The organism is Rhizohabitans arisaemae, assembly GCF_025996515.1.
Classification (GTDB): Bacteria; Actinomycetota; Actinomycetes; order Streptosporangiales; family Streptosporangiaceae; genus Rhizohabitans; species Rhizohabitans arisaemae.
Window position 1 is genome coordinate 497,949 of record NZ_BLRH01000034.1, and the last position, 21,581, is coordinate 519,529.

22 protein-coding genes are annotated in these 21,581 nt (G+C 68.7%); 11 read left to right on the top strand and 11 right to left on the bottom strand.

From position 1 onward, the window contains the following. Positions 1–16: 16 nt before the first annotated feature. The 3 genes from RUR_RS17780 to RUR_RS17790 all read right to left on the bottom strand — a co-directional run bounded on the left by RUR_RS17780 (position 17) and on the right by RUR_RS17790 (position 3,761). Positions 17–1,408 (bottom strand): CUAEP/CCAEP-tail radical SAM (seleno)protein, encoded by a 1,392-nt coding sequence (locus RUR_RS17780; RefSeq protein WP_283136193.1) that lies wholly within the window; start codon positions 1,406–1,408, stop codon positions 17–19. A 412-nt stretch (positions 1,409–1,820) separates the two neighbouring features. Next, positions 1,821–2,468: a dioxygenase family protein gene (locus tag RUR_RS17785; protein ID WP_283136194.1), complete on the bottom strand. Its 648-nt coding sequence runs from the start codon at positions 2,466–2,468 to the stop codon at positions 1,821–1,823. Between the two features lie 270 nt (positions 2,469–2,738). Beyond that, positions 2,739–3,761 carry a cation diffusion facilitator family transporter gene (locus RUR_RS17790; protein WP_283136195.1) on the bottom strand — a complete coding sequence of 341 codons (1,023 nt, stop codon included), beginning with the start codon at positions 3,759–3,761 and terminating at the stop codon, positions 2,739–2,741. A gap of 48 nt (positions 3,762–3,809) precedes the next feature. Here RUR_RS17790 and RUR_RS17795 point away from each other — a divergent pair, with 48 nt between their 5' ends. The 4 genes from RUR_RS17795 (at position 3,810) to RUR_RS17810 (ending at position 7,391) form a co-directional block, all read left to right on the top strand. After that, a complete protein-coding gene (locus tag RUR_RS17795) occupies positions 3,810–4,166 on the top strand; it encodes an ArsR/SmtB family transcription factor (protein ID WP_283136196.1) in 357 nt (118 codons plus the stop codon). A 314-nt stretch (positions 4,167–4,480) separates the two neighbouring features. Then, the gene (locus RUR_RS17800) at positions 4,481–5,350 is read left to right on the top strand and encodes a hypothetical protein (RefSeq protein ID WP_283136197.1); all 870 of its coding nucleotides are present in this window, start codon (positions 4,481–4,483) and stop codon (positions 5,348–5,350) included. Further along, on the top strand, positions 5,347–5,919 hold the full coding sequence (locus RUR_RS17805) for an AAA family ATPase (protein ID WP_283136198.1): 573 nt from the start codon (positions 5,347–5,349) through the stop codon (positions 5,917–5,919). The genes RUR_RS17800 and RUR_RS17805 overlap by 4 nt, the downstream gene beginning before the upstream one ends. Positions 5,920–5,936: 17 nt before the next feature. Then, the gene (locus RUR_RS17810; protein WP_283136199.1) at positions 5,937–7,391 is read left to right on the top strand and encodes an ASCH domain-containing protein; all 1,455 of its coding nucleotides are present in this window, start codon (positions 5,937–5,939) and stop codon (positions 7,389–7,391) included. 334 nt (positions 7,392–7,725) lie between these two features. Here RUR_RS17810 and RUR_RS17815 read toward each other — a convergent pair whose 3' ends face one another. From RUR_RS17815 to RUR_RS17825, 3 genes are all read right to left on the bottom strand, one after another. After that, positions 7,726–8,025 (bottom strand): hypothetical protein, encoded by a 300-nt coding sequence (locus RUR_RS17815; protein ID WP_283136200.1) that lies wholly within the window; start codon positions 8,023–8,025, stop codon positions 7,726–7,728. Between the two features lie 262 nt (positions 8,026–8,287). Beyond that, positions 8,288–9,409, bottom strand: a complete 1,122-nt coding sequence (locus tag RUR_RS17820; protein ID WP_283136201.1) for a retropepsin-like aspartic protease — start codon at positions 9,407–9,409, stop codon at positions 8,288–8,290. A 17-nt stretch (positions 9,410–9,426) separates the two neighbouring features. Further along, a complete protein-coding gene (locus RUR_RS17825) occupies positions 9,427–10,023 on the bottom strand; it encodes an ArsR/SmtB family transcription factor (RefSeq protein WP_283136202.1) in 597 nt (198 codons plus the stop codon). Between the two features lie 102 nt (positions 10,024–10,125). Here RUR_RS17825 and RUR_RS17830 point away from each other — a divergent pair, with 102 nt between their 5' ends. Continuing rightward, complete coding sequence (locus RUR_RS17830) at positions 10,126–10,803, top strand: DUF6461 domain-containing protein (protein WP_283136203.1); 678 nt, start codon at positions 10,126–10,128, stop codon at positions 10,801–10,803. A 337-nt stretch (positions 10,804–11,140) separates the two neighbouring features. On the opposite strand, the gene RUR_RS17835 is transcribed toward RUR_RS17830, so the two are convergent. Together RUR_RS17835 and RUR_RS17840 are read right to left on the bottom strand one after the other, a co-directional pair. Next, positions 11,141–11,722 (bottom strand): dihydrofolate reductase family protein, encoded by a 582-nt coding sequence (locus RUR_RS17835; protein WP_283136204.1) that lies wholly within the window; start codon positions 11,720–11,722, stop codon positions 11,141–11,143. A gap of 66 nt (positions 11,723–11,788) precedes the next feature. Beyond that, positions 11,789–12,628 (bottom strand): helix-turn-helix domain-containing protein, encoded by an 840-nt coding sequence (locus RUR_RS17840; protein ID WP_283136205.1) that lies wholly within the window; start codon positions 12,626–12,628, stop codon positions 11,789–11,791. Positions 12,629–12,825: 197 nt separating this feature from the next. Between RUR_RS17840 and RUR_RS17845 the strand changes: the two genes are divergently transcribed. Next, entirely contained in the window at positions 12,826–13,755 is a 930-nt protein-coding gene (locus RUR_RS17845) for an ASCH domain-containing protein (protein ID WP_283136206.1), read from the top strand. 139 nt (positions 13,756–13,894) lie between these two features. On the opposite strand, the gene RUR_RS17850 is transcribed toward RUR_RS17845, so the two are convergent. Continuing rightward, on the bottom strand, positions 13,895–14,377 hold the full coding sequence (locus RUR_RS17850; protein WP_283136207.1) for a hypothetical protein: 483 nt from the start codon (positions 14,375–14,377) through the stop codon (positions 13,895–13,897). A gap of 180 nt (positions 14,378–14,557) precedes the next feature. On the opposite strand from RUR_RS17850, the gene RUR_RS17855 reads away from it, so the two are divergent. The 3 genes from RUR_RS17855 (at position 14,558) to RUR_RS17865 (ending at position 15,635) form a co-directional block, all read left to right on the top strand. After that, entirely contained in the window at positions 14,558–14,836 is a 279-nt protein-coding gene (locus RUR_RS17855; RefSeq protein ID WP_283136208.1) for a DUF6087 family protein, read from the top strand. A 153-nt stretch (positions 14,837–14,989) separates the two neighbouring features. Continuing rightward, on the top strand, positions 14,990–15,163 hold the full coding sequence (locus RUR_RS17860; protein WP_283136209.1) for a hypothetical protein: 174 nt from the start codon (positions 14,990–14,992) through the stop codon (positions 15,161–15,163). A 211-nt stretch (positions 15,164–15,374) separates the two neighbouring features. Then, on the top strand, positions 15,375–15,635 hold the full coding sequence (locus RUR_RS17865) for an MFS transporter (protein ID WP_283136210.1): 261 nt from the start codon (positions 15,375–15,377) through the stop codon (positions 15,633–15,635). A gap of 111 nt (positions 15,636–15,746) precedes the next feature. Here RUR_RS17865 and RUR_RS17870 read toward each other — a convergent pair whose 3' ends face one another. After that, complete coding sequence (locus tag RUR_RS17870) at positions 15,747–16,583, bottom strand: TIGR02452 family protein (protein WP_283136211.1); 837 nt, start codon at positions 16,581–16,583, stop codon at positions 15,747–15,749. Between the two features lie 147 nt (positions 16,584–16,730). On the opposite strand from RUR_RS17870, the gene RUR_RS17875 reads away from it, so the two are divergent. Then, positions 16,731–17,837: an RNA-guided endonuclease InsQ/TnpB family protein gene (locus RUR_RS17875; protein WP_283136212.1), complete on the top strand. Its 1,107-nt coding sequence runs from the start codon at positions 16,731–16,733 to the stop codon at positions 17,835–17,837. A gap of 737 nt (positions 17,838–18,574) precedes the next feature. Next, the gene (locus RUR_RS17880) at positions 18,575–20,350 is read left to right on the top strand and encodes a hypothetical protein (protein ID WP_283136213.1); all 1,776 of its coding nucleotides are present in this window, start codon (positions 18,575–18,577) and stop codon (positions 20,348–20,350) included. Between the two features lie 246 nt (positions 20,351–20,596). Here RUR_RS17880 and RUR_RS17885 read toward each other — a convergent pair whose 3' ends face one another. Next, entirely contained in the window at positions 20,597–21,562 is a 966-nt protein-coding gene (locus RUR_RS17885) for an AraC family transcriptional regulator (protein ID WP_283136214.1), read from the bottom strand. Between the last annotated feature and the right edge of the window lie 19 nt (positions 21,563–21,581).

The window sequence follows — 21,581 nt, forward strand, 5'->3', positions numbered from 1 at the left end:
GGTGGGGTTCGGTGGGTTAGAGGCGGAAGAATTGCTCCTCGGTCGGTTCGGCGCAGCAGTACCAGGGTTCGGTCAGGTGGGGCGGCGGACTGCGCCGCGGGGGCAGCGGCGGCGGGTCGCCGCCGGCCGGGCAGGCCGCCCGCCAGACGTCGGCGAAGATCTCCCGCCGGGTCCGGCCGACCCGCTGAGCCTCGGTGACCAGGGCGACCAGGTCCCCGTGCAGGCGGTCCAGCCGCGGGTCCGGGTGGCGCCACGGGTGGTAGAGCGCGGTGGCGTCGAAGGCGCCGGCCGGCTCGGCCACGTCCGGGAGTTCCAGGAGCCTGGATCCGGCCGGCAGCAGCAGGCGGATGGTGTACTGCACGGGGGACACACCGTCCACCAGGTTCAGGCGGGCCAGCTCGGACAGGAAGCCGAGGTAGCCGTCGAGCGTGGTCCACGGGGTAAAAGGCACGAAGGTCGGGTTGAACGGAAGGCCTTCGGCGTCGAGCGCTCGCGCCACGTTCTCGACGTCGAGCCGGGTGTGACCCTTGTCGAGCCTGGCCAGGACGGCGTCGTCGAACGCCTCGACGGCACTGGTCACCAGGACGCAGCCGGTCCGGCGCAGGACGGGAAGCAGGTCCCCGCGCCGCCGCAGATGCTCGATCTTGATCGTCACGTCGTAGGAGAGCGCCGGGAACTCCTCGTGCACGCGCCGGACGATCCTCGTCGCGTGCGCCGGGCCGTTGAAGAAGTCGGGGTCGCCGAAGGTGATGTGCTGCGCCCCCGCGTTCACCTGCTGCCGCACGTCGGCCAGCACGACGTCCTCCGGCACGACGCGGAACCGGCCGTTGTAGACCGGGACGACGGGGCAGTGGCGGCACAGGTGACGGCAGCCGCGTGAGGTTTCGGTGTGCCCCACCACGCGGGTCTCCCCCGACGGCAGCACAAGCCGGGCGTACTTCTCCAGCGGGGGAAGCCCCGTGCGGTCGGGGGTGGTGAACGCCTGGCGCTCGGTGGAAACGAGCGGCTGGGTCTGGTGCGCGGGCCGCTCCCCCCGCTCGACCACCTGGCGGTAGAGGCCGAGGAGCCCGGTCTCGAACTCGCCGCCGAGCACGGTGTCGGCGCCGAGGCGGCGCAGGTGCTCGGCGTTCAACGCGGCGTAGAGCCCGAACACGCACACGTGGGCCCGCGGGTTGAGCTCCTTGACCTTGGCCAGCACCGGCCCCGCCAGCTTCGTGGCGGTGTGCATGGGGACGAACACGGCGACCAGGTCGGCCGCGCACACGGGGCCGGGGTCGAAGGCGGACACCGCCAGATCCTGCACGGACACCGTGGCACCGGCGCCGCGCAGCCACGCCGCGGGGGAGGCCAGGCCGAAGGGTTGCCGTCCCAGCTCATACGTCGAGATCAGGACGACCCGCCCTCCCATGAAAACCCCCTTGGCGGAAAGAGGCCAACGCAGATCATGGAGTACCCGTACACACCAGGTGCATTGAAAGTGTACGCACGGTTACCGGGGATGTCGTGGGCGAACGTCCCGGAGGCGCGGCGCATGCCAGAACCGGCATAGATCCGTAACGGAGCCCGGGTCCGCGGGCCACAGGGCGCTCAGGGATCCGCGGGACCACCTCTTGAACCGAATCCGGTACGGCCTGCGCGGCGCACGCCGTACCGGACCTTGAATGTCCTTGGGTCGACGCCCCGGAGACTGCTGGGCGTGAACCCCGAAATTCGGTGATCTTTGTGGGTGGCGGCGAGGCCGGCACGATGGACGCCCGCGCAGGGACAGGCCGGTCCGTTCCCCGCAGGGCCTCATGCCAGGTGCGAAGAGACGACTTCGATCAGGTGCGCGAGGCGGGTCGGGGGCCGTCGACTTCAAGCACGAAGTCGAACGTCGCCTCCTTGGCGGCGCCCACATCACGGACCTTCATCAGGAGTTCCGTGTGGAAAATGTTGTCGGTGTCGTTGCCGGGTTCGCCGGGGAAGTACAGCTGGGTGGTGAGGACCGGCCCGTTCGGGGCCTGCACCTTGACGTGGAGGTGCCGGGTGCGGCCCGGATACAGCCCGGGCACGACCGTGGTGAGCCGGAACGCGCCCCGGGCGTCGGAGAACTGGTGTCCGCGCAGGTCGTAGCCGGCGTTGTCGTAGGCGCCTTCGGCGTCGGCCTGCCAGAAGTCCAGGAGCGCGCCGGAGATCGGCCCGCCCAGGCGCCCCAGCACATATCCGGTGACCGTCAGCGGGACGCCGTCCCCGGGCAGCACGGTCCGGCGCGGTGAGTCGGACTTGAAGTAGGGGCCTTCGGTCTGGGCCGGTGTCGTATCGTCATCGTCGTCGTCGCAGTACGGCGTGGGGGTGAGCAGCGCGCCTGCGCGCGCCACCTCCCGAGCCAGCGCCGGGCCCTGACCCGACAACAGCACGCCCGCCGGGACGGCGATGATTGCCGCCTTGAGTAGGGTCTTCCGCGTTATGCCGGATTTTTCGGCGTCCATGGCCGCTCCCTGATTGCTGTTGAATTGCGAGAGATCGTGCTTGTCGTGAGGAGGGGGACGGAGCCGGAATCCGGCAGGCCGACCGGCGCCTTGATCGGCTTATTCCTACCGCCGACGCGATAAGAACCCGGTAAGGCGGCCGCCATCCAGGGGTTTCGTGCCCCGGGTCGGGGCCGTCAATACAGATGATCTATCGGGATTCTCGTGGCCCGCAGCCGGAGAACGAGCGGTTTCACCGCCAACCGGCCAGACCGGTCCCGCGTAGCCGTGCTAGTGGTGGGTGGCCAGCACGGCGTGATGATCGGTCCCCGCGGGACCGTCCGGGTCGGCGTGGACGGTGGCGGCCGTCAGCCGGGGGAGGTCGTGGATCAGGCGGTGCTCCGCCTCCACCGCGACCGCGTGGGCTTCGACCACGGACAGCCGGTGGTCCACCAGGATCTCGACCTCCGCGCGCAGCGCGTGGCCCACCCAGCGCAGCCGTACCGAACCGACCCGCTTCACCCCGGGCACCCGCGCGAGGATGCGCTCGGCCTCGTCGACGAGCCCGGGGTCGACCGCGTCCATGAGCCGGTGGTAGATCTCCCTGGCGGCGTCGCGCAGCACGAAAAGGATCGCGACCGTGATGAGCAGGCCCACGATCGGGTCGGCGATCGGGAACCCGAGCGCGACACCCCCGGCCCCGGCGAGGACGGCGAGGGAGGTGAAGCCGTCGGTGCGGGCGTGCAGCCCGTCAGCCACCAGCGCCGCCGAGCCGATCTGGCGGCCGACCCTGATCCGGTAGCGGGCCACGAGCTCGTTGCCCAGGAAGCCGATCAACCCGGCGGCGGCCACCCAGCCGAGCGCGTGTACGTCCTGCGGGTTGATCAGCCGCTGGATCGCCTCGTACCCGGCCAGCGCCGCCGAGACCGCGATGAGGACCACGATGACGATCCCGGCCAGGTCCTCGGCCCTGCCGTACCCGTAGGTGAAGCGGCGGGTCGCCACCCGTCGGCCCACGATGAAGGCGATCGCCAGCGGGACCGCGGTGAGCGCGTCGGCGAAGTTGTGCAGGGTGTCGCCGAGCAGCGCGACCGAGCCCGAGAACGACACGATCACCGCCTGGACGAGGGCCGTCACCATGAGGGCGGCGAACGAGACACCCACCACGCGCATGCCCCGGCTGCTGGACTCCAAGGCTGTGTCCGTCTTGTCAAGGCTGTCGTGGCTGTGCGGGGTGAGTACATGGCGCAGCCTGGAGATCAGGCGGCCGACTGCACCCACGCGCTCGCGCCCGTGTCCGTGTCCGTTCGCCATGGTCCACCTCGCTTGCTCACCGGGGGTTCAATGGCATTATATGTATTCATGTACGCACGCGACAACGAATCGGGTGCGACCCCGTTGCAGGAACAACCGACAAGTGCGCAGGTGGAGGCCGCCGTCGAGGCCCTCCGCATGCTCAGCGACGCCACCCGGCTCAGGCTGATGTGGCTGCTCACGCGGGGCGAGTACGACGTGGGCACGCTCGCCCGGGCGATCGGCACCGCCCGCCCGTCGGTCTCCCAGCACCTGGCCAAACTGCGTCTGGCCGGCCTCGTGCAGACCCGCCGCGACGGGCGCCGCGTCCTCTACCGCGCCCGCGACTCCCACGTGCGATCACTCGTCAACGAGGCCCTCTTCCACGCCGACCACGAAGTCTCCGGAATCCCCCGCCACGACTGAAAGCCCATGACAACAATCAGGCGCCGATGTCCGGCATCGCCGCAGGCGGTGCCCGCCTCACGGTCATTCTGCGATCTGGCGTACATCACAGAGCAGGTCGGAGATTGAGCCTCAGGATCTGCCTCCAGCATGCCTATATCGGAAGCGCCCCAAGGTCGACCCCCTGCGTCCGCACGAGGAGAAACAGTATCAGGAAACTGGGCATTTTCTGGGCATGAGACTGGGCATATAGTGGGCACGGCTGCAATACTGATCTCATGCAAGGTGAAAGGGTGGGCAGCGTATCCGTAGACACGTTGCAGGATGAGGTCCGGTTGCTGTTACGTGGCGGTCTCCCGGTGCGGCTGGATCTGTGCGGTCCGGCGCTGCTCGGGCTGCGCGGGGTGAAGGCGCGGTCACTGCGCCCCGAGGACCCGGCGAGCCGGGCACGGGCATTGGACGGCCTGCTACGCGAGCAGCTCGACCGATTCGAGAACGCCGAGCTCGCACAAGCGGCTCGGCTGCTGTTCGGGGCGGAGGCCGCCACGTCTGGGGCGACGCTGACGGTTCGCCGTCAGGCGGCGGCCACCGCCGCCGAGTACGAGGTGCACCACTTCCGCAAGCGGATCGAGCCGAAGGTGGCCGAGCTGGTGGCCTGGCAACTGCGCCGTGACAGCGAGGAGTTCACCACCCGGCACGCTACGGCGCCCGAGCTGCATACCGCCTCGGGCCCGCTCGTGCTTCCCCCTGATGTGTTCGCGTGGGAGTCCGCCGAGCATCAACACGCCCTGGCGGCGTTGTGGGGTGCGGTCTACCTGCTGCGCGCCGAACTGCTAACGGTCGCCCGGCTAGTCAGCATGGACGCCCCCGGGACCGCGACGAGAGCGGCGGCTGCGGTGACGCTGTGGCGGCATGCCCTGGTGTTAGCGGCCGTCGTCCGCTACCGCGCTGCCTATGGGGCCACTCTTTTGCATGCGGCGACTGATCTGGGCCCGCAAGAGATCGCCGCCTATGCCGGATGGACCCCTCCGCTCACCCCCGTCCAGGAGCTGCTCCTAGTTGAACTGGCCGACCCCGCTGAGGGTCTTGCCGACTTCACCGCACGGCTGGATACAACTGCCGGTGGTGCCGAGCTCGCCGTCACCTGGCAGCGGGCACTGTCCGGCCGCGGCAGCGGCCCCGAGATGAAGGTCGCCCCATCATGAGCCTCGATCAGCTCCTTGATCCGAATACGCCGCCACGCCGATACGTCGTAACAGGGGGCCCGTCCGCCGGCAAGGAGGCCGTCCTCGCCGAACTACACGAGCGGGGTATCCCGGCCACCAAGGGTGAACCGGCCCGCGAGATCTACCGCAGGCACCGCGACCGGCTCGGTCGGCATCTGCAGGTCGGCGACCGGCGTGCCTACTCTCGCGATGTGCTGAAGGCGTTCATCGCCGAGTACTGCGACCACACCTTCGGGCTCCGCTTCTACAACCGCGGTATCCCCGATGGGTATGGCTGGGACGCCTTCTTCGGCCTCGGTCCCTACCCCGAATTGGAGGAAGCCTCCCGCGTCTACCGCTACGACGCGGTGTTCATCTTGGACCCGCTGGATGACTTCGACTCCGAAGACGACCTGGTGTGGGCCAAGGAACGCGAGATCCGCCGCGTCCACGAACTGATCATCCAGGGCTACTACGACACCGGCTACCGGCCCGTCTTCGTCCCCGCAGACGAACCGGGACGTCGCGTCGACTTCATTCTTGCCCAGATTCCCGCGCCGACATCCTGACCGAGAAGGGCACGATGATGAACGGCCGTACCGACAGTGTGGAGATCATCAGCCCGAACAACGTGCTGGCCAACGCGATGCTGCGTAGCGTCGACATGGTCCGGCCACGGCTGCAGGCCACCAACCCCGACCGTGTCGCCTTCTGCGTCGGCACCCAGATCAACGGCGCGCCACACCTGGGAACTTCTCTGGTGCAGACGGCAGCCTTCCTCCTTGCGAAGGCCACCAAGCGGACCTTCAACGTCGATGCCGTGGTCCGGTTCGGGGCGCTGGACAATGCGCCGTACGACATCCAGCTCGACCCCGAGACCCACCACTCCTACCAGACAACCTACTTCCACGCCCTTGGCCAGGACGGGGTCGCCGATCTGATCGGCAAGTACTATCGGGCCATATTCGACTCCCTCGCCGACTCCACCGGCGTCGACTACGAGATCGAGACATACTCCACCCAGCAGGCCGACCCGGCCTTCCGTCATGAATTCCTCGCCACCCTCGGACGGCTGGACCAGATCCGCTGGCCGCTGGCCCCCTCCCACGGCCAGGTCCACATCCGGCTGCCATGCCCGGCCTGTGGCTGGGCGGAGAAACGCGCCGAACGCACCCGGCTGCTGCGCATGGGCTCAGGGGGCGCGAACTTCGCCGCAGTATGTACCGACCACGGCGACTACGAGATCTCGATCACCGCCGACACCGACGCCTACCTCGATCTGGCCACCCTCTACCGGAATCTGGTCAAAGAGAGACTGGCAGCCCGCGACCACGTCACATTGTCGGTGATGGTCAAAGGCGGTGACTGGGCCTACGGCTGTCAGCTGGTCGACGAAGCCTTCGCACAGCTCCCGGGACCGCCACCGCCTCCGCGGGTGTTCACCCCGATGGTACTCACCGACACCGGCGCCAAGCTCTCCAAATCCCTCATTCGCGAAGGGAAGGTGGCACCGCCGCCTGGAATCCACCCGTGGATGCTGGACGTCACCGAATGGCCCGGCAACACCGACTCCTATGTCGATGCCATGGTCTGGCTGGTCAGTAGGATGCTCGCCGACCCCAAGCACTTCTACCGCTCCTATACCACCGCCGAACTCGACAGGATCATGACTGCACGCCCCACCATCAAGACGAGCGTGCGCGCCCGCGAGATGAACCTCTACCGTCGCTACTTCGATCTGGTGGCCGACGGCAGCAAGACCATCGAAGTCCGCGTCCAGTACCCCAACCTGCGCAACCTCGCCGCCGGCGACCACATCCGGTTCGTGTGCGGTCGTGACGACGCCCTTACCCGCGTCAAGCGTGTCACCCGCTACCCCTCCTTCGAGGAGATGCTCGACACCGAAGGCCCCGAGAAGGTCAACCCGACCAGCCCCCGCGACCAGCAGCTCGCCAATATCCGCCGCATCTACGGCCCCGAGAAGGAAGCCCTCGGCGTACTGGCGATCGAGATCGAGTTGGTCGACACGCCCGGCACTTGATCGGCCATTCGATCCGCGGACCATCCGGGCGGCCGGTCGCGATAACCAACGGCCTCCAACCCATCGTCGCCATCGCGGCGCGGAGGCTGCGACTACGCACGCCAGGCCGAGCAGGCAACCCCTCGACCGGCTTCGTTCCCGACGGGTTCGTCGACCGGTTGCGCCTGCCCGGCCCGGCGGACACGCATGTGGACCGGCCACGCCGCGCGCGGCGTGGCCGGTTCGTTCCCTGCCTGATGCACGTCCGTGGGGGCCGGGTTGCAGGTCGGCGGCCTCGTGCCCATCAGCTCGCCTACCGGCAAGTCCCGGGCGCGCTTGCGGTGCTCGGCTTCGTCTACTGAACGGGCTCGGTCTGCCCGCCGCCGAACACTTCCTGGACGAGCCTCTGCGTCGCCTGCTGGAACGCCGCTGCCATGGACGATGCGGCGTCGTCCACGTAGTTCAGCGCGGCGGTCAGGGTCGTCCTGCCGTCGGGCGTGCTGTACATCAGCGCCACGTGGCCCGCCATGCCGCCGTTGTGGGTGATGACGGTGCCGCCCTCCGGGCCCGCGTCCCGCACAAACCGCTCGGGCTGGAGCCGGTCCCGTATCACGAAGAGGGGCGAGGACGAGGACGAACGTGGCTCGATGGGCACACTCCTCCTCAGCGCCGCGCCCCCGGGCGGAACGGTGGACGAGTGACTGACGCTTCATCTCGTCGCTCCAGATGACGCCGCGACGGCCGCCGCGTCCTCTACCGCGCCCGAGACTCCCACGTGCGATCACTCGTCAACGAGGCCCTCTTCCACGCCGACCACGAAGTCTCCGGAATCCCCCGCCACGACCAAGAGTAGGAAACATCCCTTGACAGAAAGCCGGCGGGTGCGCCTGCCGTGAGGATGGGCCTGCTCAGGGCCGTCATCCTGGTCTGAAGATGTACTCGTGGCGATCGAAGTCGAGTGTCCAGGCATACTGGGCGAGGAACGCCTGCGAGATCAGGCCGTCCACCCTCACTCCGCCCAGCTCCGACCAGGGCGCCCGTCGGCCCGGTGCGATCGACAGCAGGTGCCCGTCCTGCTCCAGCGGGCCGAGTCGCAGCGGGCGGGCGGCCCTGAGGTGGGTTCCGGAGAGCTCGCCGGGCGCAAAACCCCAGGACCGGTACTGGCTCTTGGTGGCGTAAACGGCGGCCTGGCGAAGTGTGCCGCCGTCCTCCAGCAACTGGACCAGTCCGGAGTCAACGAAGAAGGTCAGGTCGAGCTCGCCGTAGCCGCCGGCGGCGAACATGAAGTGGTCGCCCCACAGATGGAACGGCATCCGCGTGCCGCCGGGCGGGACGGCCGATCCGCGCGGGGCCAGCAGCAGCCGGTCCCCCGGGGTGTCGATGGTGGACAGGAACCGCCGCAGCAGGCAGGTGCCCATGATCACGAGGTCCTGCGGGCCGGCGAGCGTCGGCAGGATGTCCACGGGCACGTTCGTGAGCACCGTCCCGCCCAGGTTCAGCTCGCCGACGAGACCTGCGCGGGCGTGCGTCGAGGTGACGCCGTGGAAGAGACGCCCGTTCGAAACCGACTGGACGCCCACCGCGGCCGCCCGCTCGGAACCCATCACCAGGAACGTGCCGCCGGTGTCGAGGTGGAGAAGCGTGCGGCGGCCGTTGAGTGTGGCCTCGACAGCCGGCAGGTACGGGGCCAACGGCTGGTCGGCGAACGGCAGCTCGACCGGACCGGCCGCCTTCAACGACATCGGGTGATCGCGTTGCAAGGCCAGCTTCGGCGGGATGCGTCGATGTCTGCGGCGCAGGTGCTCACATGCCCGGCCGGGCTGGTCGAGGTGCAGCAAGGCGTCGGCGATCGGCAGGTCCAGCGCACGGCGCGGGCGACGGAGGCGGTCGTATCGGCTCAGCGCCTCCGCCAACCGGCCGCGTACGAGATCGGCCAGGAGCGGCAGTTGCTCGTCTCCGGCTGCGGCGGCGAGCCGTGCGGCCCGGTCGACGTCGCCGGCCTGCCATGCACTCCGGGCGGCGGCCGTTTCCTTGACCATTCCCGGCCACAACGGCCTCATGGCTGCGCCGGTCCGGCCGTGATCGTGCCAGGGTCCCCCGGTCCGAGGTCGGGGGACGTGCCCGCGACCGGATCACCCGGTCTGAGATCGAGAGCGGCGGCCAGTATCGCCAGCAGGGGGATGACGGCCTGCGGATACATCTCGTACGCCCCTCGCCTCCGCTGGGTGATCAGCCCGGCCCGCTGCAGCTCGCGCAGGTGGTGGTACAGGTGCCCGGTGGAGTTCTCCCCGCCGAGTGTCTCCTGCAGCTCGGCGGAGGTACACGTGCCGCCGACGAGCCTGCCGAGGAGTGCCAGCCGGGGCGGGCTGCCCATCGCCTCCAGCACCGCGGCGGTGTGCGTCCAGTCGGCCGCCATGAGGTCGTCAACCTCGTGCTCCCCGGCCCAGGTGTATTCCAGGCCGTTGACGTGGACGGCCCCCTGGTAAGCCACCGTGCCTGCGGCGCCGTTCTCGGTGGCACGCTCGCGGAACTGCTGGGCGAGCTCCAACGCGGACGAGCTGCGGGGCGCGTCGAGGCGCTCGTCGTGAGGCATCTCGGCCTGCCGTTCCAGGCGGGCTATCCGCTGTTCCAGTGCCGCCAGGCGGTCTTCCATACGCTCCTCCGATATTCCGTAACTCCGATATTCCGTAACTCCGTAATATCGTAGCCGATGGGAAGGGTGGGGCAATCCGCGGGAGCGGCATCCGGAGAAGGCGTGAAGACGTGGAGGTGGACGGGCAACGCCGCCCCCTCAGCCGCCCATCCCGAGGTCGGCGAGTGGGCAGAGACCGAGATGGTCCACGCCACCGCGAGAACCCCCGGCACGTCGCCGGAGGATTACGAGTGGGAGGACAGCCGACTCGGGGAGATCTACACGATCGTCTTCGTCCGCGGGCTCAACGAGCACGAGGTGCTACGCCGACTCGGCGCCGCGGACGAGGACATTCGGCTGATCGGAGACGAGGAGCACTCCCAGCCGGAAGGACCGGAGATCATCACCGTGAGGCGCATCGGGGACCGTACGGTCACGATCGAGGACTGCGGCTTCCGCGGCGCGCAACCGGATGTTCTGGGCGCCCTGTCATGCAACGGCGGAGAGGCTGTGGCGGTGCAGCAGGATGACTACGCCCAGCACCATGTCGCCTATGCCGTCGACGGCGAGCTCGTCACCGCCGTCAATCCGAAGTTCCCCCTCGAAAGACATGGCACAGATCCCGATCGGCTCAATCGCCACCTTCGCGAGCTGGGCATCGATCCGGCCGCCGACGACCACATCGACAACCCCGTCCCCGCCGCCCCGGCGATCGCTGGCCGCATCACCGACGTCACGGTCACTCCGCAACACCTTCGCCGCCCCGTCCTGGGTGCAGCCATACTTGGCGCCTACTTCTGAATGGCTGACGGCATCTTCAAGGTCGGCGTGGGTAGGCAGGGTGTAGCGGCGGGTGTCCAGGACCGCGATATCAGAAGCTCTGATGGGAGGGCGTCGTCGGCGCGTTGATCGGGCCCAAAGTCCCGAGGCCACGCTCAGGTCAAGTCCGTTCTGGGGTCGGTCAAGATACGACGGAAACCGGAAACCAGTGATCTTGAGTTCAACTTGCCGCAGGTGAGGTGCTGGGGCGGATCGGCGTCGGCTGCCCGACCAGGGACAGCGATGCGCAAACGCAGCCGGAGGCCCGATCTTGTGTCACCGTTCGCAGTGGACTTCTTCGCGTACCCGCTCAGATCGGTCAACGGCGCACCCGATAGCGCAGGTGAAGCACCCGGTTGCCCTGAATCACCACGTCAGGATCCTCCAACAGGTGCTGCGCGTGGACCGACCCGAAGTAGCGCTTGCCGGACCCGAACACGACGGGTACGACGTCCATGCGCACCTCGTCGATCAGGCCCGCGGCAAGCACCTGGCCACCGACGTCGCCAGCGGCGACCTCGACCATGCGGTCACCCGCAAGCTCCTGCGCCTTGGCCACGGCTGCCTCAACGCCGTCGACGAAGTGAAACGGCGCCTCGGGGTCCCAGCCCTCGGGCATCGGCCGGTGCGACACGACGACCACGTGGTCGATGCCGCCCGGAGGCTTGCCGCCCCAACCGTCCGTCAGGTCGAAGACGTGGCGGCCGACGATCGTGACTCCGATCTGGTCCCAGTACGCCCGGGTGTGGTCGTAGGACGTCTGCGACACCTTCAGCTCGCCGCTCTCGTCCAACGGGACGTCACCGCTGGACAACCAGTCGAACAGCGGTCCGGGCTGGTCATTCTCGTCCGCGACGAAGCCGTCCACCGACACCGAGCTGTACATGACCACCTTGCCCACGGGGCTCTCCTCTGCTTTGGGGTGCCCCCAAATTAGCGTGTCGTGAGCTGTCGCTCTTGTAGGAAATCAATCGGCCGGCAGCGGCCAGCCGTCCAGCGCGTGGCCGGGATGTTCGCGCAGGAACCGCCGCCGGACTTCGACGTACCGGGTCGGCGTGAGCCCGGTGAACGCCCGGAACTCGTGGCCGAAGTGGGCCTGGTCGAAGTAGCCTGCGCTACCGGCGAGGTCGCCCCAGTCGATCGGTCCGGCGGGGTTGATCGCGAACACGGTGGCGGCGAAGCGGTAGGTGCGGGCCAGCCGCTTCGGCGTGACGCCGATGAGCTCCTTGAACCGCTGTGCCAGATGAGTGCTGCTGACACCGGCTGCCACGCTCAGGTCGCCGATCGCCACCGCCCCGCTGGTCGCCGCGATGACGCTGCTCGTATGGCGGACCAGCCCCAGGCCGGCGGTCTCGCACAGCCGTCGCATCAGCTCCTCCTCGAGCAGCGTCAGCATCTCGTGCGGTCCGTCCGCCGTGGCCAGCCGGTCTCGCAGCTCAGCAATGGCGGGCCGCCCCCAAACCTGCTCTACCGTCACCGGCCGGTCACACAGCTCGACCGCGGGCATCGGCAGGAACGGCGTCAGCCCCCACGGCTTGAAGTGCACGCCGACGGACCGGGTCCGGAGTGGGTAGCCGAACTCCAACGCGCGGGTGGGCATGGTGACCACGCAGCCGTCGGCGTACTCGGCCGTCTCGATGTCGGTGCCGGCGCGGATGCGGAACGGCGCCCCGAGGTTGACGATGAGCAACGCCGCCGGCATCGGCGGCAGCGTCAGCCGGGCGTACGGCGGCGCACCCTCCAGGTAGTAAAGGTCGTCGATCAGCCCGTCCAGCGGCGGTCGCGGCACTCTGGACACGTACTCCACGCCCACAGTATCGCCGACGCCCCGCCGGCATCGAGCGCCGGAATGGTCCAGCCGCGCTGCCCGAGCTGCATACCGCCCCGGGCCTACTACGACACCGGCTACCGGCCCGTCTTCGTCCCCGCAGACGAACCGGGACGTCGCGTCGACTTCATTCTTGCCCAGATTCCCGCGCCGACATCCTGACCGAGAAGGGCACGATGATGAAGGGCCGTACCGACAGTGTGGAGATCATCAGCCCGAATAACGTGCCGGCCAACGCGATGCTGCGTAGCGTCGACACAGGGGGCGCGGACTTCGCCGCGGTCTGCACCGACCACGGCGACTACGAGATCTCGATCACCGCCGACACCGACGCCTACCTCGATCTGGCCACCCTCTACCGGAATCTGGTCAAAGAGAGACTGGCAGCCCGCGACCACGTCACATTGTCGGTGATGGTCAAAGGCGGTGACTGGGCCTACGGCTGTCAGCTGGTCGACGAAGCCTTCGCACAGCTCCCGGGACCGCCACCGCCTCCGCGGGTGTTCACCCCGATGGTACTCACCGACACCGGCGCCAAGCTCTCCAAATCCCTCATTCGCGAAGGGAAGGTGGCACCGCCGCCTGGAATCCACCCGTGGATGCTGGACGTCACCGAATGGCCCGGCAACACCGACTCCCATGTCGATGCCATGGTCTGGCTGGTCAGTAGGATGCTCGCCGACCCCAAGCACTTCTACCGCTCCTATACCACCGCCGAACTCGACAGGATCATGACTGCACGCCCCACCATCAAGACGAGCGTGCGCGCCCGCGAGATGAACCTCTACCGTCGCTACTTCGATCTGGTGGCCGACGGCAGCAAGACCATCGAAGTCCGCGTCCAGTACCCCAACCTGCGCAACCTCGCCGCCGGCGACCACATCCGGTTCGTGTGCGGTCGTGACGACGCCCTTACCCGCGTCAAGCGTGTCACCCGCTACCCCTCCTTCGAGGAGATGCTCGACACCGAAGGCCCCGAGAAGGTCAACCCGACCAGCCCCCGCGACCAGCAGCTCGCCAATATCCGCCGCATCTACGGTCCCGAGAAGGAAGCCCTCGGCGTACTGGCAATCGAGATCGAGTTGGTCGACGAGCCCACCATCTGAGCAGCCGGCCGAACTCGGCCGACAGCGGTGACCCAGCGGCCTCCAGCCCATGTCACCGCCCATTCGGATATCGCTCAAACCTGAGATCAGACCAATCGGGCGGCCTGTGGCACCCAGATGGGATGGCCCTGAGATCGGCCTATTGTTTCGATACTCGGCTGAGAATACGGCTCATCTCCCCGCGATATGTCGAACCGAGTTTCGTTACGACGTCCTGATAGGCCCCAGGACCGTCTTTCATTCGACTGAGCCAGTTTTCGGGCAGTAGCACACGGTCACCGACTTCCAAGGGCATCGACCCTCTCCACCGATATGCATACTTTCCGACCTCGACGACTTGATCCCCGTCTACCTCGTAGACCCTGGAGGCCTCGTCAAGGAGCGCCTCCAGCTCCTTAACCCGCTGTTCAAGCCATTCAATCCGCTGTTCTCCGGACCACTTCTCCTTCCCGAGCCGGAGTCCTTCATTGTGCCCGCGACCGTAGGCTTGGGCCAGCTCACGGTCATGTTCGGTGGCATGGACACCGCACGCGACGTCGAATCCGTACAACCGAACGCGACAGGGCTTGCCGGACTTGGTTGGACGGCCACAGGTCCGGATGTCGGAAACCTGATCGCTCATAGCAGCTCCAATGTGTGAATAATCAGATCTGGCCCTCATCGCAGAATTCCGCCCTCCGAAGCCCTACGCAACCGGATTCCAGTGGGACGCCCCTATGGCCCCAATTGGACAGGCCCGTATCAGAGAGCGGAAATTTACGCGTCACCCGGACAATCAGGGTTGGTTCTGAGACCATGCGGCATGGGTAAGCACCGTCGGCCCGGTCGGCCGAACCAGCCTTCTCGCGCGTCTCCCCACGTCGACCCGGAGAACCCGCTCGCGCCGTACAACCAACGACGTCGGCCCGTCCTGGACATCTACCGACGTCATCGGCCCCTGCACGGTGGCGCGAACCATGTCCGCCCCACCGAACCGCGGGTGCTGGAGGAATGGGACGGCTTCGGGTACGTCCCCGTTGGTGTGGCGGGCGACCTCGCCGCCGCGCAGGCCTGGCTGAACGGATTCGGCGCGGGCGCGTGAGTCTGAAACGCTCCTGACCTTGTTCGCCGAAGACCGTAGGGCGGACTCACGGCGTTCACCCGTCACCGATGACCGAATCGGTTTGTCGAGAGAGCCCATATTCCTTGATCCAGTACGATTTCCGTTATGGGAGCCGCCGTACTATCGCTCACAGTGTCGGGTGAGGGTGATCGCGCCGCGTTGCACGCGAGGATCTGGGAAGCCGTCTATGACTTCATCGGTATGTATACCGGTTCGTCGGCGGATTCAGGGGTCCGGGAGTATCTGTCGGAGGCGGTCGAGGACGCCCGGGAGAAGGACCTCTGGGCGCCGACGGTGACCGGCTGACGTGGTCGTTCAGTGACTTCGCCGGTTGCTGCTCGCGATCGGCGGGAGACGGGATCGATCTGGAGCTGACGCCATGGGCGCGGGCAATGGTGGGAGCCGGGCCTGCACGTGATGCATGCGGCCTGCTGGGGCGCTCCGAAGAGGAGCGCCGCCTTGGTGAGCGAGTCCGCCGATACGGCGATGTGTCGAGCGCGCTGGCGGTGTACGGTGGGTGAGCCTGCGGGCGCGGATCATCCCCGACCACATGCAGGGCCGTGTCGTCGCCACCTTCCGCACCGTGTCGACCGGCGCCCTGGCCTTGGGCGCGCTCCTCGGCGGCCTGCTCGCCCGCGCGCTTGGCCTCTCCTGGCCCTACCTCGTCGCGGGCGCACTCCTCATCGTCCTCAGCCCGATCCTGCTCCGCTGGCTCGGCAACGACCGCATCGCCGCCGCGACGTCCACCGGGAACCGTGCTTCCGCCACGACGACCTGACCTGCGCCTTCCCGGTGGTTCCCGACGCGGTACGGGCGAAGCCCGGCGATATCGGCGGCGAGACGGTCTCAGCGTCGCCGACCGGGACGGCGCCCGCTGGAGCAGCGGGCTCTAACCGCCGCCGAAGACGCGGGCGAACGCGGCATGCGTCGGTGTGCCGGGCTGCCGGTCCAGTACGGCGAAGCGGACATGCTCGAACCGGTCACGCGCGGCGAGCTCCTGGGCGAAGGCGTCGGCGACCAACCCCGGGTCGTTCCGGAACACACCGCACCCCCACGCCCCGAGTACCAGCCGTCGATGGCCGTGCGCCTCGGCCACATCGAGCACACGGGCTGCCCTGGTCCGCAGTGCGGACGGTACGGCGCCCGCCGACTGCGGCTGAGTACGTGCGATGGCGCCCGCGTTGGGTGCGGCCGAGGTCAGGAAGGCCGCGCGATACGGCTCTTCGAGCATGCGGCCCTTGTCGTCGCGGAAGACCGGGACGCCGGGCGAGTAGATGACGCGGTCGCTGTAGAGCAGGTCCCCCTGAGCGCGGTGGTAGGCGTAGAACTCCGGGACGGCGACAAGGCAGGCGTACAGCGCCGACGCCCTGGCCAGGCTCTCCTCCTGTGCCTGGGCACCGGTGAGGAACCCGCCGCCGGGGTTCTTCGCCGAGGCGAAGACGAGGCAGGCCACCTCCCCGCCGCCCGCCAGGTCCCGGGCCGCCTGCAGGGTGGATTCGTCGGTGACCTCGATGCGGGGATTCGACGCCACGGGCCCGGCGGGCTCGGTCACCGTGTCGCCGCGTGCGGTGCCGAGAGCCTGTTCGGGCAGGTAGAGCCGGGTGCCCGCCACGGCATCGGCCACGGCGTCGGCGAGATCCACCCGCCGGCCGCCGGGCGTGGTGTAGCCGCCGTCCTGGACAAGGGCGACGGTTTCTCGTGCGATCGCCCGCAACCGGGTGCTCATCGGATACCTCCGAGGAAACCCCCGCCTTCAGGCGGGGGAGGAATCGGAATCCTGCGGAGCAGGCCAGGGGCAGGCGATTCGCCGCCAGGCGGACCGCCGTCTCGAAAACACGCATGATCCTCTGCCGATCCCTGGATAATGCGAAGCGTGGCGCAGACCGTGAAGCGGGCCTACAAGTACCGCTTCCACCCAACCCCCGAGCAGGCCGAAGAGCTCGCCCGGACGTTCGGCTGCGTCCGCCTGGTCTACAACAAAGCCCTGGAAGAACGGACCCGCGCCTACACGCTGGAAGGCCGCCGCGTTTCCTACGTGCAGTCGTCGGCGGCGCTGACCGGGTGGAAGCGCACCGACGACCTGGCGTTCCTGAACGAGGTGTCCTCGGTCCCGCTCCAGCAGGCGCTGCGCCACCTTCAGGCGGCGTTCACCGGCTTCTTCGCCAGGCGCGCCGGGTACCCGGCGTTCAAGTCCCGCAAGAAGTCCCGGGCGTCGGCCGAGTACACCCGGTCGGCGTTCAAGTACCGCGACGGCCGGATCACCCTGGCCAAGACGGACGCCCCGCTGGACATCGTGTGGTCGCGTCCCCTCCCGGCGGGTGCGGAGCCGTCCACGGTGACCGTCTCCCGCGACGCGGCCGGACGGTGGTTCGTGTCCGTCCTGGTCGAGGAGAGGATCGCGCCTCTCCCGCCCGTCGACGCGACGGTGGGCGTGGACGCGGGCATAACCGCCCTGGCCACGCTGTCGACCGGAGAGAAGATCGTCAACCCCCGCTGTGAACAGGCCGACCGGCGCAAACTGGCCAGAGCTCAAAGGGCGCTCGCCCGCAAGCAGAAGGGATCGGCGAACCGGGCCAGGGCGCGGCTCAAGGTCGCCCGGGTGCACGCGCGGATCACCGATCGCAGGCGGGACCAGCTGCACAAGGTCACCACACGGCTTGTCCGCGAGAACCAAGCGATCGCCGTGGAGGACCTGGCCGTCCGCAACATGGTCAGGAACCGGAGCCTGGCCCGCGCCGTCTCCGACGCCTCGTGGCGGGAGCTGCGGTCGATGCTGGAGTACAAGGCGGCCTGGTACGGGCGCACGCTGGTGGCGGTGGACCGCTGGTTCCCCTCCAGCAGGCTGTGCTCGGCGTGCGGGGCGCTGCAGGACGGGATGCCGCTGGGCGTCCGGGAGTGGGAATGCGCCTGCGGCGCGGTCCACGACCGGGATGTCAACGCGGCCCGCAATATCCTCGCCGCCGGGCTGGCGGAGAGCTGAAACGCCTGTGGAGCCGGTGTAAGACCTCAAGGGGAGTCCTCCTCGGCGGGCAACTGGCGGTGAAGCAGGAAACCCCACGGGTGACCGTGGGAATCCCCCTCGTTCACGAGGGGGAGGATGTCAAGGTCCGCATCGTGACATCCAGCCCGCGTCCACCGCGACAGGATTATCGCTTCCCCCGGGAAACGCGGGAGGTTTCCCCGTTGCCACCGGGAGCTCACGCCGTACCGGACTCAGGACCGCGCCGGCCAGGGCTCCGGGAGGCCGCGGCGGTCCTGGGGTTCCGGAGTCCGCGGAGCAGGACAGGGTGCGGGCCCGGACTCCGGCCCTCTGGACTTCGCGCATCTCCCCGGTGCGCAGGCGACACGTCCTTCTCCTTTTCGGTCGGGCAGCCGGGTTCGAATCCCTCCCGGACAGGTGGAGAGCCACTTCACCAATCAGGTGCGGTAAATCCGGTTTCATCGCCGATCTCTGCGGCCCTAGACTCCATACGTCTCCCCGGTGCGCAGGTGACGAGTTCTTCGCCTTCCAAGCGGGTAACGCGGGTTCGAATCCCGCCAGGCTGGGAAACCGCCTGTGGTCTAGCGGCCTAGGACGCCACAACGATCGCGTCGCCGACTCGAACTCGGGGAGACCCCAAACTACATCTTTCCGGTACGCAGCCCGACAACTCCTTTAAGATCATTCGCATCTTCACTCGAATCCGGGCCGCCATCGGCCGATACCGCTTCGGGCGTATGGCCGCCGTCGCCGTCGCGCTCTACCTGGCCGCCGTCGCCGTCACCGCGGTGATCGCCGCCGTGTCCGGGGACCTGTTCGCGCTGTCGCTGGCCGCGACGACCACTCCGTTGGCCGGCTCCGCACATGCAGACGTGCTGGTGCCCCTGCTCACCGGGGTTTGCGGGCTCAACGCGTGGATGCTGTGGCAGGTACTGCGAGGTCCCGCGCTGCCGCGTGCCGACGGGTTGCCGCGTGACGTGGTCTGGCTTCGGCGTCTGCTCTACGTCGGTGTCGCGGGCAACCTGGTCCTCTGGGAACTCGTCGAAGAACTCTCCGACCCCGTGGAGGGGGTCGCGAAACTGGTCGTGTGGGCTGCGACGCTGATCCTGCTGGTGCGGGTCGTCTCCGGGTTCTCCGCCCGGTTCCGGGCGATCGCCCTCGGACTCGCCCTGATCGGCGTGCTGGGCCGGGCTCTGCTGATCCTCTACCACATGTTGCTCCCCGACAACATGTGGTTCCTCAACGGCCCCGCCCTTCAAGTGATCACCCTGCTGGCATACGCAGGCCTAGGCGCGATGACAATGATCCTTGTCGCGCAGCGCCGCGACGGGCGGTGGAGCGGAACCACGATCAGCATCGGGTGGGTCGCCCTCATCGCCCCGTTGGCACTTCGCCTGGTCCTCCCTCACCTCCCGAGCGAGGCGATAACGATCTACGGCTTGGTGATCGCGGCAAGCGCGGTCGACGTGTTCCATACGGTGTGGCTGGCGCGCACCGCGCATGAGCTCGCCGGGTCCGCCGCCGACACCGCCGTGCGTCCCGCCACCCGTCATGCGCCGCGGCTGCTCGTCGCCGCCGCTCTGCTGCTGCCGCTCGCCGTGGTCGGCGCTGAGGAGAGCGCCCGGTTCACCTTCACCGGCGCGGACGAGGGCTGCCGCGAACGGATCAGACCCTACGCCGACACCCGCCCGGAGGACCGGCGCCGAACCTTCCTCTGCCTCGCCAGGAACGACGCCCACACAGGGACGCCGATGTTCCCCGACGACCTGCCGGACCAGCGCATTCTGGCGTACGGCGAACGGTTGTGCGCGGAGCCCCGCGCCGAGGAACGGCAAGTGCTCCACCTGCGGGCGGGCGGGTCGGCGGGCGACCTCGGCCAGGCTCTGGAGTACCTGTGCCCCGCCGTCGTCGCCTGGCAGCGGGCGGACGAGGCCCGTGAGCGGGCCGCGCAGAAGGCCGCGTGGCAGGCCGAGCTGGCCGAGATGAACGCCCGGTGCGCCGACCCCTGGCCGAAGCTGCGGGCCAGGCGGCAGGGCACCGCCGCGTACCTACTCTTCGAAGGGGGCGGCTACGACGTCCTCGACGACAGGGACAGCACCGGGGGCGAGGGCGGCGACGTCTTCAAGGCCATCGACGACGGGTTCATCGACGCAGCCGGCAGCAGTGCCGCCATCACGACCGACGGCGAGAACGAACCGATGTGTCTCACGGTCAAGGCGTTCGACGCCGCCCCGCCGCTCCGGCTCAAGGGCTGGGACCGGGTGGTGGAGGTCGGCATCGCCAGCCGCAGCGGCCGCCTGGTCGTACCGCCCTACCCCGAAGGCGGCGACAAAGGGACGACCGGGCCGCTGCCAAACCTGGCCGTCGACGGCCCCGGACCCTATCGGATGCGCGTCTACGCCCGCTCGTTCGAGTGGAACGAGGACGACCCTGACGCCCCCGTCGAGGAGCACCTGATCGTCGTCTACCCCGGCCGCTCGACGCAGAAGATCATCCACCGCCCGTGGCGGTGACCGGCCGACCGCCCCGCTGACCTGGCGGACGCCCTGCGACAGAAGGAACGGATCGACGAGACCGGTGTCCGGACCAGAGCGACCGGCGTGTTAACGCTGCGGGGACGCCCGGCCGAGCTGATGCGGGCCTGCACACCGCACTCCCCGCGCCGAGCACGAGGCCGCCCACGGCGACCTGTCCTGCCTTCACGATCCGGAGCGCGTCCGCCGGATCCGGGGCGTGGGCAGCGGCTGCGGGTTTCGAGATCAGGGGGCTGGAGCGGTGCCTGCCGCCGTTCGGCCTGCAGGCGGGCAGCCCAGGCGGCGGTATTTGCCGGGGGCCATGCCGTACCCGCGTTTGAAGGCATTGGCGAAGGCGAACTCCGAGCCGTAGCCGATTGCGGCGGCGATCTCGCTCAGCGCGGCGTCGGAGTCGTGCAGCATGCGCGCGGCCGTGCCCAGCCGCCACCAGGTCAGATAGGTCAGCGGCGGCTGCCCGACGAGGTGGGTGAACCGGCGGGAGAACGCCGCGCGGGACAGCCCGGCGCGGCGGCCGAGCGACTCGACCGTCCACGGGTGGGCGGGGTCGCGGTGGATGCCGTCGAGTGCGGCGCCGATGGCCGGGTCGGCCAGCGCGGCGGCCCAGCTGTCAACCTTGCAGTGTTCCATCGAGACGTCGAACCAGGCGCGCAGGATGTACAGCAGCAGCATGTCCAGCAGCGCCGACACCACCATGTCCGCGCCTGGCCGCGGGTCGTCGATCTCCCTGCCGAGCAGCTCGACGGCGGCGCGCAGCTCGGTGTGGTGTCCCAGTCTGGCGGGCAGGTGGATCATCTCGGACAGCCCTCTGAGCAGCGGATGCGCCCGGTTGGAGTCGAGCTGGTAGCCGCCGCAGAGCGTCACGGTGCCGGGTCCGGTGCCCTCCATGGAGGCCGAGGCGAACAGCTTGGCGTGGGCATAGGGGTCGCAGTCGGGCTCCGCGACGGGACTGGTGGGCGAGTCGGCCAGCGCGTAGCCGTGCCCGTGGGGGAAGAACAGCACGTCGCCCGTCCCGACCGGGATCGGCTCGCCCTCCGGCGGGATCGCCCAGCACGAGCCCTGCAGCACCACCTGAAAACCCGCCGAACCAGGCGCCGACGGGAACCGCTGCCCCCAGGGCGCCGACCACTCGATACGCGCCGAGCGCGGCACGCCCCTGCGCATGGAGGCGACCACGTCGCTCAGTACGTCCACGGTATTAGTCTAGTACGGA

What these genes read in the sequence shown, in the direction of transcription:
- RUR_RS17780 (WP_283136193.1), bottom strand. Translation starts at nt 1,408, where the DNA reads ATGGGAGGGCGGGTCGTCCTGATCTCGACGTATGAGCTGGGACGGCAA.
- RUR_RS17785 (WP_283136194.1), bottom strand. Translation starts at nt 2,468, where the DNA reads ATGGACGCCGAAAAATCCGGCATAACGCGGAAGACCCTACTCAAGGCG.
- RUR_RS17790 (WP_283136195.1), bottom strand. Translation starts at nt 3,761, where the DNA reads ATGGCGAACGGACACGGACACGGGCGCGAGCGCGTGGGTGCAGTCGGC.
- RUR_RS17795 (WP_283136196.1), top strand. Translation starts at nt 3,810, where the DNA reads ATGTACGCACGCGACAACGAATCGGGTGCGACCCCGTTGCAGGAACAA.
- RUR_RS17805 (WP_283136198.1), top strand. Translation starts at nt 5,347, where the DNA reads ATGAGCCTCGATCAGCTCCTTGATCCGAATACGCCGCCACGCCGATAC.
- RUR_RS17810 (WP_283136199.1), top strand. Translation starts at nt 5,937, where the DNA reads ATGAACGGCCGTACCGACAGTGTGGAGATCATCAGCCCGAACAACGTG.
- RUR_RS17820 (WP_283136201.1), bottom strand. Translation starts at nt 9,409, where the DNA reads ATGGTCAAGGAAACGGCCGCCGCCCGGAGTGCATGGCAGGCCGGCGAC.
- RUR_RS17825 (WP_283136202.1), bottom strand. Translation starts at nt 10,023, where the DNA reads ATGGAAGACCGCCTGGCGGCACTGGAACAGCGGATAGCCCGCCTGGAA.
- RUR_RS17845 (WP_283136206.1), top strand. Translation starts at nt 12,826, where the DNA reads ATGATGAAGGGCCGTACCGACAGTGTGGAGATCATCAGCCCGAATAAC.
- RUR_RS17850 (WP_283136207.1), bottom strand. Translation starts at nt 14,377, where the DNA reads ATGAGCGATCAGGTTTCCGACATCCGGACCTGTGGCCGTCCAACCAAG.
- RUR_RS17855 (WP_283136208.1), top strand. Translation starts at nt 14,558, where the DNA reads ATGGGTAAGCACCGTCGGCCCGGTCGGCCGAACCAGCCTTCTCGCGCG.
- RUR_RS17870 (WP_283136211.1), bottom strand. Translation starts at nt 16,583, where the DNA reads ATGAGCACCCGGTTGCGGGCGATCGCACGAGAAACCGTCGCCCTTGTC.
- RUR_RS17880 (WP_283136213.1), top strand. Translation starts at nt 18,575, where the DNA reads ATGGCCGCCGTCGCCGTCGCGCTCTACCTGGCCGCCGTCGCCGTCACC.